Here is a 15,253-nt window from a genome sequence, read left to right as displayed (position 1 = left end):
AGAAGAAGATGAAAATAGATGATGACCTAATATTTCTAGGAAAAAGCTTCAATAATCAAGACGAACTGTTTGATTTTATGGCAGATATATTATTTCAAAAAGGATATGTTACTGAAGAATATAGGAAAAAGATAAAAGAAAGAGAGAGCGTATTCCCGACAGGATTTAAATTAAAAGATATAAGTGTTGCAATCCCACATACGGATCCAGAATTCACCAAGGCTAGTAAAATAATATTTATAAAACTATTGAAGCCAGTAGAATTTGCAAATGCAGAAGACAATGAAAAAATCCAAGTTGAAATGATATTTGGATTAGTGTTTGAAAATAGCGACAAGCATATTGATGACTTAATGAGACTAGCTAACCTTTTGCAAGATGAAAAAGAGTTACTAAGGTTAAAGAAATCTGACAATATTGGTGAAATCAGCTCTATATTGGGTAGAACACTAAATTAGCATCAAATTATTAACTAGACAATTCAAAATAAAAAAAGATCTGACCTACTATCATAATATATTGTGATAGCAGGTTAAGCAGAGGAGATTAGTTATGGACAAATTGAAAAATTTAATTAAGGATTTGACAGAAATCAATGGGAACTCAGGATATGAGGATGAAATAATAAGATATGTATATAATCGATTAAAAAATAAGTGTGATGAAATAACAGTAGACTCAATAGGCAATGTAACAGCAAAATATTTATGCGGAAAAACAAATGCAAAGAGAATAATGCTATTTGCACATATGGATGAAGTAGGCATGGTAGTTAGGAAGATAGAAGACAATGGGTTAATAAGAGCAGAAAAGCTTGGCTCAATTAATCCTAATGTATTACCTGGGCAAGCTGTAGAAGTCATAGGCTCAAAAGGGAAAATTGTGGGAGTTATAGGAGCAAAGTCACATCACTTCTTAAAGCCTGAGGATAAATATAAGGTTGATGGATTTGACAAGCTGTATATAGATATAGGGGCAATTTCAAAGGAAAATGTTTATGAATTAGGAGTAGAAGTTGGAAATCCAATTGTAATGCAAAGTAGATTTAATGTCCTAGCTAATAATATGATTTGTAATAAAGCTATGGATGATAGAGCATTACTTGCAATTTTGGTTTATTTAGGTGAAAACATAAGAAAAGAAGCTTTGGATTGTGACTTGTACCTAGTGTTTAGTGTTCAAGAAGAATTCAATATAAGAGGGATTATGCCTGTAGTTAGAGATGTTGTCCCTGATATTGCAATAGGCTTAGATGTTACCCCATCTTGTGATGTACCAGATATAGAAGCTTATTCAGGAGTAGTAATTGGGAAAGGACCAGCATTGACTTATATGAATCATCATGGAAGAGGAACTCTGGCAGGACTTGTTCCAAATATAAAGTTTTTAAGCTTCATTGAGAATATATGCAAAGAAAATAATATACCAGTACAAAGGGAGGTGGCGCTAGGAGTATTAACAGAAACAGCATATATTCTATTTGAAAATTCAAAAACTGTTGTAGCTAATATTTCCATACCTACAAGATATACTCATACACCAGTAGAAGTTGTAAGTTTAGAAGATATATTATACTGCTATAATTTGCTTTCTAACTTCTTAAAAAAATATGAATCAAATCAAGAGTTTGGTAAATTTACAATTGTAAAGGAGGGTTAAAATTTGAAAAAAATCGTGGTAGCATGTGGCACAGGTATGGCAACTTCTACAATCATTGCAGAAAAGATCAGAGGGATTTTAGAACAAGAAGGTATTAAATATAGTATCACTCAATGCATTTTAGGAGAAATTGAAAGCTATGCAGCTAACGCAGACCTAATAGTGACATCAATGAAAGTGCAAGAAGAATATGCAGCTCCAGTAGTAGTAGGAACACCATTTATAGTAGGCATAAATGAAGAAATAGCAAAAGAAAAAATACTTGAAATTCTTTCAAAATAAAAGGGGGGAAATAAAAGTGCAACAAGTAGTGGATTACATATTATCTTTAGGGTCTAACGTTTTTGTTCCATTAGTTTTATTCATAATTGGGTTAGTATTTGGTATAGGTATTTTGAAATCAATTAAAACAGCAGCTACAGTAGGAGTTGGTTTTGTAGGCTTAGGTCTAGTAATAGGAATTATATCTGAAAAATTAACACCAGCAGTAAACCTGATGGTAGAAAGATTTGGACTAAATATGACAGTAATAGATGTTGGGTCAGGCACTGCAGCAGGGATTGCCTTTTCAACAGCTATAGGAGCACTTATTATACCAGTTGTCTTTGGAGTAAATGTGTTAATGCTAATATCTGGTGCATCAAAAACTATGAATATAGATGTGTTTAACTATTCACATTATGCGCTAACAGGCTCTGTAGTGTATATAATATCAGGAAGCTTAGTAGCAGGAATAGTAGCAGGAATATTCCATTCAATGCTCTCGCTATTATCAGCAGATTTTACAGCAAAGAGAGTGCAAAATCAGATTGGAATAGAAGGTATATCAATACCACAAGGTTATGCATCAAGTACAGTTCCTCTATATGCAGTACTAGATAAGATTTATGATAGAATACCGTTCATGAAGAATATTAAGATAGATACAAAGGTTATCCAAAAAAAGCTAGGTATGATAGGTGATCCGGTAATTATAGGAATTTTTTTAGGAATTCTATTTGGATTATTGGCTGGATATAACTTTAAAGACACAATGAATTTAGTTATAGCAGTTGTAGGCATTATGGTATTGTTCCCAAGAATGATAAAAATCATAGTTGAAGGATTATTACCAATATCAGAAGCTGCAAAAAACTTCTTCAATACTAAATTTAAAGGTAAAGAAGTTTATATTGGATTAGACTCAGCTGTAACATTAGGACATCCAACAACAATAACAGTTGGAATACTATTAATCCCTATTACCTTACTAATGGCAGCTATATTGCCAGGAAATAAAGTATTGCCACTTGCAGATTTACCTTTTGTGCCATTTTTTATATGTATGGCAACAATTATCCATAAAGGAGATATGTTAAGAACACTTATAAGTTCAACTATAAATATGATATTAGTACTTTTAATTGCAAGCTGGTTCACACCTTACTTTACGGAATTAGCCAATACCAATGGTTTCAATGTTGCAGAGGGTGGAAAAGTATCTGCACTTTATATAGGAAATGTATTTGATCTTTTGATAACTAAGTTTGGACAATTGGGAGTATTAGGATTCATAGTATTGGCGGCAATAACAGTTGGTGGAGTAATATTTGTAAAAAAGAATGCCTATCAAGAATAGCATTTTGAGTTAATACTTTACAGAAATCATTTTTAAAAAATAAACAAATTACACAAAAAACTAAAGCGAAGGAGGAGTAACAAATGACTTGGTTAAAAGAAGTTATAGGAACAGAAAAGGCAATTATAGCAATGTGTCATTTATTACCATTACCAGGAGATCCATATTATGATAAGGAAAAAGGAATGAACTATGTAATAGAAATGGCTAAAAAAGACTTTTTAGCACTCCAAGAAGGTGGGGTAGATGCAGTAATGTTTTCAAATGAATTTTCTCTTCCTTACTTAACAGATGTTAAATCAGAAACAGTGGCAGCAATGGCAAGAATTATTGGAGAACTAAAACATTTAATTAAGATTCCATATGGAGTAAATGTTTTATGGGATGCTAAAAAATCTTTAGACTTAGCTGTAGCAGTAGATGCTAAGTTTGTAAGAGAAATATTTACTGGTGTTTATGCAAGTGATTTTGGTCTTTGGAATACAAATGTAGGTGAGACAGTTAGACACCAAAGAAGAATAGGTGCAGAAAACGTAAAATTATTATTTAACATAGTTCCAGAAGCAGCAAAATATGTTGCTGATAGAGACATTAAGCAAGTAGCAAAATCAACAGTATTTAATAATAGGCCAGATGCATTATGTGTTTCAGGGTTGACTGCAGGAAGCGAAACAGATTCAGCAATATTAAAACAAGTAAAGGATATAGTTCCAGAAACAGTAGTGCTAGCCAATACAGGAGTAAGGCTTGAAAATGTTGAGCAGCAATTATCAATTGCAGATGGAGCAGTTGTTGGAACTACATTTAAATATGATGGCAAATTCGAGAATCATGTGGATATTGAAAGAGTAACTAAATTCATGAGTAAAGTGAAGAGTTTTAGAGAAAAAATTTAACATAACACAAAGGAGTATCATATGAAAATAATTCCATCTATAGCATCAGCAAATCAAGTTAATTTGCAGAATGAAGTTAAAAGGTTAGGTATGTGCTATGATAATCTTCATATTGATATAGAAGATGGAAATTTTATTGAGAATATTACTTTTGGATTTAAGACAATACAAGATTTGAGAAGTATTTGTGAAAAGAAATTCTCAGTTCATTTAATGGTGAATGAGCCTAAGCATTATATAACTAAACTGGCTGCTTTAAATTGTTCACACATATTTGTTCATGTAGAAAATATTATTTATTTAAGAGAGCTTATTAATCTAATAAAATCTTTTGATATAAAAGCAGGAATAGCTTTAAACCCTATATCAAAGGTATATGAGTATAAGTATATTTTTAAAGACATAGATGCAGTTTTATTTATGACTTCAGAACCAGATAATGAAGAACAGTGCTTTAATGAAGAAATATTAGAAAATATCATAGACTTTAAATCGTACAAGCATATAGAATTGTGGGCAGATGGAGGAATAAAGCTTGAACATCTATCAAAATTAGAAAAGAAGCAAATTGATTATGTAGTTATGGGAAGAGAGCTTTTTAGAAGTCATAAGCCAGATGAGATATTAAAAACAAATAATAAATAACTGTAAAGAGGCCAGCCCTTTGGTTAGCCTCTTAATTATTATCTTGAAGGTGGGATAAAGTGTATGAAGGATATATTTTTGATAGATTTTGACGGTACTATTGCGTTTAATGACAGTACTCATTTACTCGCTAATAGATTCATACCGAAAAAATACGAATATTATCGGCAGAAGTTTAGTGAAGGGAAAGTCAACGTAAAAAAGTTTGTATACGATTTGTTAACTTCGTTAAATATTGACCAGGAAACATTTAGAAAAACTTTGCATCAAGAAATTTTAGTGGATAAAAGCTTTAAGGATTTCATAGATAAAGATATAGAAGTTAGAATTGTTAGTGCAGGAACTAAGTTTAATGTAATATATTCTTTAGAAAGTATAGACCTTGATTTTAATGAAGCTAATATATATGCAAATGATATTTTTTTTAATGGTAATGAGATTGAGCTTCAATATCCGTATTTAGATAAATCAGAAGAAAATGGAGTAGATAAAGCTAGTATAATTTACAAATATAGAGATGCTGGATACAGGGTAATTTTTGTTGGAGATGGACCTTCAGACTACATGGCTGCCAAAGAAGCAGACATAGTATATGCAAGAAAGGGAACTAGACTTGAAAAGAAATGCAGAGAATACAATATCAACTTCATGACTTTCTCGGATTTTAATGAGTTATATGCTAATTACTTAAATAACTACAGAGTACGTCAAGAAAATTGTGTAAACTCATCAAAAATATATGTGTAAAATTTCTATATTGCTTAGAAAAGCAAGCAAGGGGCATTCCTGCTTGCTTTTTGTGTTTACTTGTTTTTTTGTTTTTTATTAACTGCATCAGTTCCTTCATAGAACTTCATTGTATCAATAGCATCTACATCTCTCTGCATACTCCATGGAAAAACAAGAGCATTCATTTGATTTTCAATGACTGGGTACTTATGTGAATTATATGTGTTTAAAATTATATCATATCCATTGTTGCTGATAGTGTTAGTCTCATCTTTTTTATTATTCATCTATATTTCCATCCTTTATATCAAAATTTGAGGGTAGTGATTTTTTATTACGTAATCTTTATATACTTATTATTAGTATTATCATAGAAAAATATTTTATATTTTACATGTAGAAAAATGTCAATTAACATAAAAAATAAAAGTATTTTGTTAGCTGTTATAGTATAATTTAAAGTAAATAAGTCTTTTCCAGGGAGTGATAGAATTGCACTTTAGAAAAAATATAATAGCGATAATAATAATTTTTTGTGCTATAAGCTTAGCATCATCATATGCATATTGTGATGATGAAACAATTAAAATAGCAGGTGACAATAATTATCCTCCATATGAATATGTAGATGAAAATGGTGTATTTAAGGGATTTAATGTTGATATTATGAGAGCGGTTGCCATTGAGCTTGAAATAGATATTGAGCTTATACCGATGGCATGGGAAGATGCTCAATTAACCTTACAAAAAGGTGAAGTAGATGCTATTCAAGGTATGACAAAGACAAAAATCAGGGATGAAATTTTTGATTTTACTGATGAACTAGTAATAAATTCACAAGCCATATTTGTTAGAAAAGATACTAGCTATATACAGGATATGAAAGACTTATCAGGTCTTAAGGTTGCATTTCAAAAAGGTGATGTCACTAATGAAGTAATAAAAACTGTACCTGATATTATTACTGTTGAAAAAGAAAATCAGACTATGGCAATAGATGCTTTATTAAATGGAGAAGTTGATGCATTTGTTGGAAATAGGCTTACAGGACTTTATTATTTACAAAAGATTAAGAAAATAGATGGAATAAAAATTGTTGGTGAGCCAATGTATGTTACTGAATATTGTTCAGCAACTAAAAATGGTAATGAAGAAGTGTTGGAATTGTTAAATAAAGGAATTTCTGCAATAAAAGCAAATGGAACTTATGATAAAATTTATAGGAAATGGTTTGGACAAACCTTCACAGATACTGGAGAGAGATGGAAAAAACTACTATATGCTTCAGTTATAACATTGCTAATATCTCTTAGTGCTATTATATTTATTATGTATTGGAATAGAAGCTTGAAAAAAGAAGTTGAAAAACAGACAGCAAAAATAGTGCAAAAACAGAAAGAATTGGATCAAAGTGATAGACTAAAAGGTAAGATTATAGAAAGTATTGTAAGTGGTATAGTTGCATTTGATAATGCTGGCAGAGTTATACAATCAAACTCATTTGCTAAAATGCTCATCGAGAAAAATATAGTTGATACTATGACATGGGATGAATTAGATATAGATGAAAAAATAGACATGAATGCACTAGAATGTGCGTTGAATGGAGAGACATGGAGAAAAAACATAGTATGGAGGACGATGTCAAATAGTGATGTAAGACACGTAGACTGCAGTATAATCCCTATAAAAGGACCAGAAACTATAGAGGGCGTGATACTATTGCTGCATGATTATACTAAAGAAAAGAAACTGCATGATATAGTACAGCATAATGATAAAATGCAAGCTTTAGGAAAGCTGTCATCAGGGATTGCTCATGAGTTGAGAAATCCATTAACATCTATAAAGGCTTTTATAGATATGATGCCAGATAAGCTAGATAATGAAAAATTTAGAGAACAACTGCTTAGAATAGTTCCTCAAGAAATAAACAGGCTGAATAGCTTAGTTAGCTTGCTTCTTGATTATTCAAGACCAAAAGCTTCTAACCCTCAGCAAATAAACCTTGATGAAGTTTTAGAGGATATTATTGCATTATTTTCAACACATATAAGGAAAAAAGATATCAAAATTATAAATAGAATAGATAATATAGCATTTTGGGCAGATATGTCTCAAACAAAGCAAGTGCTTATAAACATAATCCTAAATAGTATAGATGCTATAGACAAGGATGGACAAATCTTCATTGAAGGCTCAACAGAAAATAAAAAAGCTGTAATTATGATTTCAGACAATGGATGCGGCATACCAAAAGAAAAAGTATTTAAGGTGTTTGAACCTTTTTATACATCCAAGAAACAAGGATATGGTATAGGATTATCAATAACACATCAACTTGTAAGCGAAAATAGAGGAGAAATATTTATTCAGAGCGAGGAAGGAAAAGGAACCACAGTAATATTACATTTTCCAACTACCGCGTTGGAATGTGAATAAAAAATTATCCTTCAGGCATCAGACAAACTAGGCACTAGATAAATACAGAAGGGAGAAATAGTATATGAACAATATACTTGTTATAGATGATGAGCCATCAATTTTAACGGCATTACAATTTGCACTAGAGGATAGCTTTAATGTTTTCTGTACAACTAGTGTTCCAGAAGGGCTTGAAATGGTAAGCAGTAAGAATGTTGATTTAGTTTTACTGGATCAATACCTGGGTGAATACAAAGGGATAGAGGTATTGCAGACAATAAAAAAGAACAATCCTGGAGTTTTAGTCATTGCTATGACTGCATATGGAAGTATAGAATCATCTGTTGAGACTATACAAAGAGGTGCATACTATTATATAACTAAGCCCCTAGATATAAATGGATTGAAAATATTAATAAACAAGGCCCTTGATTACAAGAATCTAACAAATAAAGTAGCAGACTTAACAAAACAGGTTACCGAAAAATCTAATATGTTTAATATAGTAGCTTCGAGTAAAGCTATGAATGAGGTTTTCAAGATTATTGATAGAGTAAAAGACTTAGACATTAATGTTCTTATAACTGGAGATAGTGGTACAGGTAAAGAGCTTATAGCTAGAGCTATCCACAATTCAAGTAATAGAGCATCAGGGCCTATAGAAGTAATAAATTGTGCTGCTATACCACATAACTTACTAGAAAGTGAGCTTTTTGGATATGAAAAGGGAGCTTTTACAGGAGCAAATCAAAGATACAAAGGGAAAATTGAGCTTGCTCATAAAGGGACTTTGTTTCTTGACGAAATAGGAGAAATGGATATTTTGTTGCAAGCAAAGCTTTTAAGAGTAATTCAAGAAAAGAAAATAGTTCCTCTTGGCAGTGAAAAACCTATTCCGGTGGACTTTAGACTAGTAGCGGCAACAAATAAAAATTTAGCTGACGAGGTTAAAAAAGGAAATTTTAGAGAAGATTTATTTTTTAGACTAAATGTTATTTCTGTAAAAATGCCACCACTGAGAGAGAGAAAAGAAGACATTCCTGCTTTATGTAGGCACTTTATGAAAAAGTATAGTCAACTTTTTAACAAAGAAGTAGCTGGAATATCAAAGAGTGCCATATCAGTTCTTGAAAAACATGAATATCCAGGAAACGTAAGAGAACTTGAAAATATAATTGAAAGAGCAGTAGCGTTAACTAATAATGACATGATTGATCTACAAGACTTACCTGAAGAGCTCTTAGGAGAACTTAGTATATCTGCATCAAAGGATTGGATTCCTGTATATATAGGTGAGTCAATAGCAGAAGCTGAGAGAAAGCTAATATTAGCTACACTAGAGTATTGTAATGGTAATAAAAGAAAGACTTCTAAAATGCTTGGATTAAGTGAAAGACATCTTCATACAAAACTAAAACAGTATTCAGAAAATAATGAATAGGTTGACAAAACACTGAAATAATTTCATACTATGAGATTATTTCATACATGATGTATATAGAATTCTTGAAGAAATAAGAAAGGTCATTAAATAATGACCTTTTTTTATTTCTTGTGACATTGTTAAAAATTCGCCAAACACTTAGTTTTAGCTGTTTATCAAAGTAAAGTAAAAAAATATATAAAAAAATAATAGTTGGCACGCTTCTTGGAATATAAGAGTGAAAATGAAACTATAGAATATATCTATATATGAACTAATGAAAAAAGGTTTTTTCTATAGCTAAGGATGAGGGAGGGAATGTTTCGGCATGAGTATTTTTAAATAGCAACGGAAAACGTTTACAAAATCAATTAATATTACTAATCAATCTTAAGGAGGATTACTATGATGAAGAAAAGATTATTAATCGGATTATTAGTTATTTCAATGCTTGGAGTATTAGCAGGGTGTGGAAGTTCTTCTACCTCAGGAGACAATGCTTCTGAACTATATATTGCTGCTGCTAACCCAATGACTGGTGACTCAGCACAGTTTGGAGATATGAAGGTTAAAGCTATACAATTAGCATTAGATGAAGTAAATGAAAAAGGTGGAATAGATGGCAAGCAAGTTAAACTTATTGTTGGTGATGATACTGGAAATCCAAAAGAAGCACCAAACGTAGCACAGAAATTTGCTGCAGACAATAAAATATTAGCTGTTATAGGACACTGGAATAGCTCATGTACACTAGCAGCTAGAGGTATATATGAATCAGCTGGGATACCAGTAATTACTGACTCAGTTAATAAAGCTGTAACTGATGGAACAACACCACATGTTTTCCGTATATCTTTAACTGATACAGCACAAGCACAGCATCTTGCAAAATATGCTTATGAGCAAATGGGTAAACGTAAAGCAGCTATTTTATTTACAGCCAATGACTTCGGAACAGGACTAAAAAATGACTTTACTACAAAGTTTACTGAATTAGGTGGAGAAGTTGTAGCAGCAGAAACATACTTTGAAGGACAATCAAAAGACTTTAGTCCACAAATTACAAAGATAAAATCTCAAAACCCAGATTTATTATTCGTACCTGGATATTATGTTGAAACAGCTTTAATAGCTCAACAAGCTAAAGCTGCAGGTTTAGATGTACCAATGTTAGGAACTGAAGGTATAAGCTCAGATGAGCTAATTAAACTAGGTGGCGATGCAGTTGAAGGCATTAAATTTACAGGATTCTTCCATCCAGAAGTGGAATACCCTGGAACAACAGAATTTGTTGAAGCATTCACTGCTAAATATAATAAAGAACCTGACACATATGCTGCTTTAGCTTATGACTCTGCAAAGGTTGTACTTGAAGCTATGGCTCAAAATGGAGCAGATAGAGAGGAAATCAAAAAATATCTTGAAACTGTCAAAGACTTCCCTGGTGTTGCAGGACCAATATCATTTAAAAACAATGATGTAGAAAGAGGAATTATAATTCTTACAGTTAAAGATGGCAAAATAGTTCCTGCAGATGTTCAACCAAGCAATTAATTAAATAAATAGTTATATAAGGGTGGGGATCCCCCACCCCCTGATTATAACGAATAGGAAAGTTCTACTTTTATATTTTTAATAACAAGAATTTTCCGTAAATGAGTTTCAAAAAAGGCGACATTATAATGCTTCTTTAGAAGCCTTTTTTATAATAGGAAGGAAGGTGAAGGCTTTATGTTCATGGAACAGCTAAGCAACGGAATAGCATTAGGAAGTATATATGCATTAACAGCAATTGGCTTTACAATGGTTTATGGAATTATCCGTCTTATTAACTTTGCACATGGCGATATATATATGATTGGAGCATTTTTAACACTTACAGGACTTACTTTATTAAATATGCCGCTTGTAGTGGCCTTCTTATTCGGTATGGTAGGTGCATCAATATTTGGTATTTTGATAGCAAAGTTTGCTTATAGCCCTGTTTTTAAAGCACCAAGGATAAATCTCTTCCTTTCAGCTATAGGTATAGCAATATTTCTAGAGAATTTTGCAATGCTTGTATGGGGACCAGAAACTCAGTCATTTCCTGATGTTATAAACAATAATGTATATAATATTTTAGGATTTAGAGTTTCTACATTACAGCTTATTATTTTAGGAACAACTATAGTGTTAGTAGCAATACTAACGTATGTAGTTCAATATACAAAAATGGGAAGGGCAATGAGATGTACTTCTCAAGATATGGATGCAGCTAGATTGATGGGAATAAACACAAATAGAATAGTTTACTTTACTTTCGTATTAGGTTCATCTTTAGGAGCTGCAGCAGGAGCTTTAGTTGGGATGTACTACAAAGCGGTATTCCCTATGATGGGATTTGTACCTGGACTAAAGGCATTTATTGCAGCTGTAATTGGTGGTATAGGAAGTATACCTGGAGCTATGCTTGGCGGTATCATAATGGGTATATCAGAAAGCTTAGGTGCAGCATATATTTCATCCGGATATCGTGATGCTATAGCGTTTATTATTCTAATAATAATACTTCTTGTTAAACCATCGGGACTACTAGGAAAAGCAGTTAAAGAAAAGGTATAAAGGGGTGAACTCATATGGCAAATCTAGCTATAGTATTAAAAAATCTTGCTATATATACAGTCATATTATTTTTGTCAATTAAGATTTTATCAAGGGTGTTTGACTGGGGTACAGCAAAATTTTCTAAAACAGATAAGAAGACTAGAAGAATAGTATCATTAGCAGTAGTTGCAGTTATATGTGCCTGGCCAATTTTATTTTCGAGTCAGCCTTATGTATTAAGAACAAGTATCATAGTTTTACTGTATATAGTTCTTGCATTAAGCTTAAATTTTGTATTAGGTTTTGCAGGGCAGCTTTCAATGGGTCACGCAGCCTTTTATGCTATAGGAGCATATACTACAGCATTGCTTACAGTAAATTTTAAAATTTCTTTCTGGATAGCCTTAGTTCTAAGTGCAGTGATTGCTGGTGTATTTGGGTTATTACTAGGTATTCCTACACTCAGACTCAAAGGTGACTATTTAGCAATTACAACAATAGGCTTTGGAGAAATTTTACGTTTAGTTTTAATAAACTGGACATCCTTTACAAGAGGACCAGCAGGGATTCCAGGAATTCCATCTCCAAAGATTTTTAGTTTAGTAATAAACAATAACATTGGTTACTTTTATTTGATATTTGCATTAGCTATTTTCACAGTATTTATTTCATATCGTCTATTAAATTCAAGATTAGGACGAGGCCTTATTGCAGTAAGAGATGATGAAATAGCTGCCGAATCAATGGGAATTAATTCAACATTTCTTAAGATATTGGCCTTCGTGCTTGGTGCAGCTATTGCAGGTATGGCAGGAAGCTTCTTCTCAACATTTGTTCACTATGTAAACCCAGACAACTTTGCTTATATGGAGTCAGTAGTAATACTAACAATGGTGGTATTAGGTGGAGTTGGAAGTATACCAGGAGTTATACTTGGTGCAGCCGTATTGGCTATAATACCTGAGGCATTAAGAGATATTGCAACATATCGTTACGCTATATATGGAATATTACTTGTTCTAATGATGATTATACGTCCACAAGGAATGATCAGTATGGATAGCTTAAAGGGAGGTGCACAAAATGAGAATACTAGAGGCAAAAGGAATAACAAAATCCTTCGGGGGCTTAGTAGCAGTAAATAATGTTGATTTTCACATAGATGAAGAAGAAATTGTCAGCTTAATTGGACCTAATGGGGCGGGAAAAACTACATTTTTTAATACTATTACTGGTATTTATGAACCAACGTCAGGAGAAGTACAATTTTTAGGTGAAAAGCTGAAAAAATCAAAGCCTTTTGAGATTACAAAGCTTGGAATAGGAAGAACGTTTCAAAATATACGTTTGTTCAGTAGCATGACTGTTCTTGAAAATGTAATGGTAGGACAATACTGCAGAACATCTACTAACTTGTTTGGTGCAATCTTTACAACTCCAAAGGTTAAAAACGAAGAAAAAATGGTAAAAGAAAGGGCTCTTGAAATATTAGATTTTCTTGAACTTACAGATAAAAAAGATGAGATAGCAGTCAGCTTGCCATATGGCTATCAAAGAAGAGTTGAGATAGCAAGAGCATTAGCAACTGAGCCTAAGCTTCTTTTACTTGACGAACCTGCTGCTGGTATGAATACAGGTGAAAAGGTTGAGATGACACAGCTTATAAAGAAAATTCGTGGCAAGGGATATACTACATTAGTTATAGAACACGATATGAAGTTGGTAATGGGAATATCAGATAGGATAGTTGTTTTGGAATATGGTAACAAGATCGCTGAGGGACTTCCACAAGAAATTCAACGCAACGAAAGAGTAATAAGTGCTTATCTAGGTAAGGGAGGTGCCCAAAAAGATGCTTAAAGTACAAGATTTAAATGTTTATTATGGCGGCATTCATGCTTTAAAGGGAATATCGTTTGATATAGAAGAAGGGCAAATAGTAACTTTAATAGGTAGTAATGGAGCTGGTAAGACAACAACATTAAGAGCAATATCGGGGCTGGTAAAGGGGAAAGGGAGTATAATGTATAAGGGTCAAGAAATACTTGGAATTCCTTCAGAAAAAATTGTTGCTCAAGGACTTTGTCAAGTACCAGAAGGCAGAAGAATATTTACAGCATTAAATGTTCAAGAAAATTTGACGATGGGTGCATATTTGAGAAATGATAAGCAGAAAATAGAAGAAGATCTTGAATATGTTTATGAGCTTTTCCCAAGGTTAAAAGAAAGAGCTAAGCAAATGGGCGGGACATTAAGTGGTGGAGAACAGCAGATGTTAGCTATAGGAAGGGCTATAATGTCAAATCCTAAGCTGCTAATGCTTGATGAACCTTCTATGGGACTTGCTCCTATAGTAGTAGAAGAGATATTTGAATCTATCAAAGATTTAAATAAAAAAGGTTTGACAGTTTTACTTGTAGAACAAAACGCAAATATAGCACTTCAGGTTGCAGATATAGGATATGTTATTGAAACTGGGAATATAGCATTTTCAGGTAATGCTAGAGATCTTCTTAATGATGACAGGGTTAGAAAGGCTTATCTTGGAGAAGAATAAAATAATATACAGACACTATAAGGAGTGAATAGTGTCTGTATATCTGTTAAAATAAAATAAGATACATACAATTAAAAGATAAGGGAGGATTTTAAATGTCAGCAGAAAAACAGTACATTTTGGCAGTACCAAACTTCAGTGATGGAAGAAGAGAAGAAGTAATAGAAGCAGTAGTAAATGAAGTAAAAAACGTAGAAGGAGTAAAGCTAGTAAGCTATGAGCCAGAGCATGATTTTAATAGAACAGTAGTAACAATAATAGGAGAACCACAGCCATTAAAAGAAGCATTAATAAACATGGCAGCAAAATCAATAGAATTAATAGACATGAGAGAACAAAAAGGATCACACCCAAGAATAGGATCACAAGACACAATACCACTATTCCCATTTAAAAATATAACAGTACAAGAATGCGTAGACCTAGCAGAAGAAATAGGAAAAGAACTACATGAGAGAACAAAAGTACCAGTATTCTTCGCAGCAGAAAACGCAAGAACAGCAGACAGAAAAGCATTAGCATTCATAAGAAAAGGACAATACGAAGGATTAAGAGACTTACTAAAAGAAATAAAAGACGATGCAAGCAGAGAAGAAGAATACAACTCAAGAAAACCAGACTTAAGCGTAGACGGATTACTAAGCGAAACAGCAGGAGCAACAATCTGTAGTGCAGAAGCAGAAGGACTAACAGCATACAACGTATTCCTAGCAACA

General features: G+C 32.5%; 16 protein-coding genes. 15 read left to right on the top strand and 1 reads right to left on the bottom strand.

What is annotated here, in order from left to right; genetic code table 11:
- The first annotated feature begins 8 nt into the window (after positions 1 to 8).
- From HNR33_RS15345 to HNR33_RS15315, 7 genes are all read left to right on the top strand, one after another.
- Complete coding sequence (locus HNR33_RS15345; RefSeq protein WP_429084917.1) at positions 9 to 458, top strand: PTS sugar transporter subunit IIA; 450 nt, start codon at positions 9 to 11, stop codon at positions 456 to 458.
- A gap of 94 nt (positions 459 to 552) precedes the next feature.
- Positions 553 to 1,659, top strand: a complete 1,107-nt coding sequence (locus HNR33_RS15340; RefSeq protein WP_429084915.1) for a M42 family metallopeptidase — start codon at positions 553 to 555, stop codon at positions 1,657 to 1,659.
- A gap of 3 nt (positions 1,660 to 1,662) precedes the next feature.
- Positions 1,663 to 1,941: a PTS sugar transporter subunit IIB gene (locus HNR33_RS15335; protein WP_429084914.1), complete on the top strand. Its 279-nt coding sequence runs from the start codon at positions 1,663 to 1,665 to the stop codon at positions 1,939 to 1,941.
- Positions 1,942 to 1,957: 16 nt separating this feature from the next.
- On the top strand, positions 1,958 to 3,277 hold the full coding sequence (locus HNR33_RS15330; RefSeq protein ID WP_429084912.1) for a PTS galactitol transporter subunit IIC: 1,320 nt from the start codon (positions 1,958 to 1,960) through the stop codon (positions 3,275 to 3,277).
- 83 nt (positions 3,278 to 3,360) lie between these two features.
- On the top strand, positions 3,361 to 4,173 hold the full coding sequence (locus HNR33_RS15325; protein WP_429084910.1) for a BtpA/SgcQ family protein: 813 nt from the start codon (positions 3,361 to 3,363) through the stop codon (positions 4,171 to 4,173).
- 21 nt (positions 4,174 to 4,194) lie between these two features.
- Positions 4,195 to 4,818, top strand: coding sequence for a ribulose-phosphate 3-epimerase (locus HNR33_RS15320; RefSeq protein WP_429084908.1), 624 nt, complete (start codon positions 4,195 to 4,197; stop codon positions 4,816 to 4,818).
- Positions 4,819 to 4,881: 63 nt separating this feature from the next.
- Positions 4,882 to 5,565, top strand: a complete 684-nt coding sequence (locus tag HNR33_RS15315) for an HAD-IB family phosphatase (protein WP_429084906.1) — start codon at positions 4,882 to 4,884, stop codon at positions 5,563 to 5,565.
- Positions 5,566 to 5,621: 56 nt separating this feature from the next.
- Here the strand turns inward: HNR33_RS15315 and HNR33_RS15310 are convergent, their stop codons facing one another.
- Positions 5,622 to 5,834, bottom strand: coding sequence for a hypothetical protein (locus HNR33_RS15310; protein WP_429084905.1), 213 nt, complete (start codon positions 5,832 to 5,834; stop codon positions 5,622 to 5,624).
- A gap of 205 nt (positions 5,835 to 6,039) precedes the next feature.
- On the opposite strand from HNR33_RS15310, the gene HNR33_RS15305 reads away from it, so the two are divergent.
- The 8 genes from HNR33_RS15305 to HNR33_RS15270 form a co-directional block, all read left to right on the top strand.
- Complete coding sequence (locus tag HNR33_RS15305; RefSeq protein ID WP_429084903.1) at positions 6,040 to 7,989, top strand: transporter substrate-binding domain-containing protein; 1,950 nt, start codon at positions 6,040 to 6,042, stop codon at positions 7,987 to 7,989.
- Positions 7,990 to 8,053: 64 nt separating this feature from the next.
- On the top strand, positions 8,054 to 9,412 hold the full coding sequence (locus tag HNR33_RS15300; RefSeq protein ID WP_429084902.1) for a sigma-54-dependent transcriptional regulator: 1,359 nt from the start codon (positions 8,054 to 8,056) through the stop codon (positions 9,410 to 9,412).
- 390 nt (positions 9,413 to 9,802) lie between these two features.
- Positions 9,803 to 10,948 carry an ABC transporter substrate-binding protein gene (locus tag HNR33_RS15295; protein ID WP_429084900.1) on the top strand — a complete coding sequence of 382 codons (1,146 nt, stop codon included), beginning with the start codon at positions 9,803 to 9,805 and terminating at the stop codon, positions 10,946 to 10,948.
- 183 nt (positions 10,949 to 11,131) lie between these two features.
- Positions 11,132 to 11,998, top strand: a complete 867-nt coding sequence (locus tag HNR33_RS15290) for a branched-chain amino acid ABC transporter permease (RefSeq protein ID WP_429084898.1) — start codon at positions 11,132 to 11,134, stop codon at positions 11,996 to 11,998.
- A 14-nt stretch (positions 11,999 to 12,012) separates the two neighbouring features.
- Positions 12,013 to 13,125 carry a branched-chain amino acid ABC transporter permease gene (locus HNR33_RS15285; protein ID WP_429084896.1) on the top strand — a complete coding sequence of 371 codons (1,113 nt, stop codon included), beginning with the start codon at positions 12,013 to 12,015 and terminating at the stop codon, positions 13,123 to 13,125.
- The gene (locus HNR33_RS15280; protein ID WP_429084894.1) at positions 13,064 to 13,840 is read left to right on the top strand and encodes an ABC transporter ATP-binding protein; all 777 of its coding nucleotides are present in this window, start codon (positions 13,064 to 13,066) and stop codon (positions 13,838 to 13,840) included. The genes HNR33_RS15285 and HNR33_RS15280 overlap by 62 nt, the downstream gene beginning before the upstream one ends.
- Entirely contained in the window at positions 13,833 to 14,537 is a 705-nt protein-coding gene (locus HNR33_RS15275; protein ID WP_429084892.1) for an ABC transporter ATP-binding protein, read from the top strand. The genes HNR33_RS15280 and HNR33_RS15275 overlap by 8 nt, the downstream gene beginning before the upstream one ends.
- 95 nt (positions 14,538 to 14,632) lie before the next feature.
- Positions 14,633 to 15,253, top strand: a 621-nt coding sequence (locus tag HNR33_RS15270) for a glutamate formimidoyltransferase (RefSeq protein ID WP_429084890.1), incomplete at its 3' end; no start/stop codon positions are given.

Origin of the sequence: Brassicibacter mesophilus, from assembly GCF_050433385.1 — a bacterium.
GTDB lineage: Bacteria > Bacillota > Clostridia > Tissierellales > Proteiniboraceae > Brassicibacter > Brassicibacter mesophilus.
The sequence above is the reverse complement of the archived record's forward strand: the minus strand, read 5'-3'. Positions and strand labels throughout refer to the sequence as shown.

Coding starts and splice junctions, on each gene's coding strand:
- HNR33_RS15290 (WP_429084898.1), top strand. CDS start 11,132: ATGGAACAGCTAAGCAACGGAATAGCATTAGGAAGTATATATGCATTA.
- HNR33_RS15325 (WP_429084910.1), top strand. CDS start 3,361: ATGACTTGGTTAAAAGAAGTTATAGGAACAGAAAAGGCAATTATAGCA.
- HNR33_RS15345 (WP_429084917.1), top strand. CDS start 9: ATGAAAATAGATGATGACCTAATATTTCTAGGAAAAAGCTTCAATAAT.
- HNR33_RS15275 (WP_429084892.1), top strand. CDS start 13,833: ATGCTTAAAGTACAAGATTTAAATGTTTATTATGGCGGCATTCATGCT.
- HNR33_RS15285 (WP_429084896.1), top strand. CDS start 12,013: ATGGCAAATCTAGCTATAGTATTAAAAAATCTTGCTATATATACAGTC.
- HNR33_RS15310 (WP_429084905.1), bottom strand. CDS start 5,834: ATGAATAATAAAAAAGATGAGACTAACACTATCAGCAACAATGGATAT.
- HNR33_RS15295 (WP_429084900.1), top strand. CDS start 9,803: ATGAAGAAAAGATTATTAATCGGATTATTAGTTATTTCAATGCTTGGA.
- HNR33_RS15340 (WP_429084915.1), top strand. CDS start 553: ATGGACAAATTGAAAAATTTAATTAAGGATTTGACAGAAATCAATGGG.
- HNR33_RS15315 (WP_429084906.1), top strand. CDS start 4,882: ATGAAGGATATATTTTTGATAGATTTTGACGGTACTATTGCGTTTAAT.
- HNR33_RS15300 (WP_429084902.1), top strand. CDS start 8,054: ATGAACAATATACTTGTTATAGATGATGAGCCATCAATTTTAACGGCA.
- HNR33_RS15280 (WP_429084894.1), top strand. CDS start 13,064: ATGAGAATACTAGAGGCAAAAGGAATAACAAAATCCTTCGGGGGCTTA.
- HNR33_RS15320 (WP_429084908.1), top strand. CDS start 4,195: ATGAAAATAATTCCATCTATAGCATCAGCAAATCAAGTTAATTTGCAG.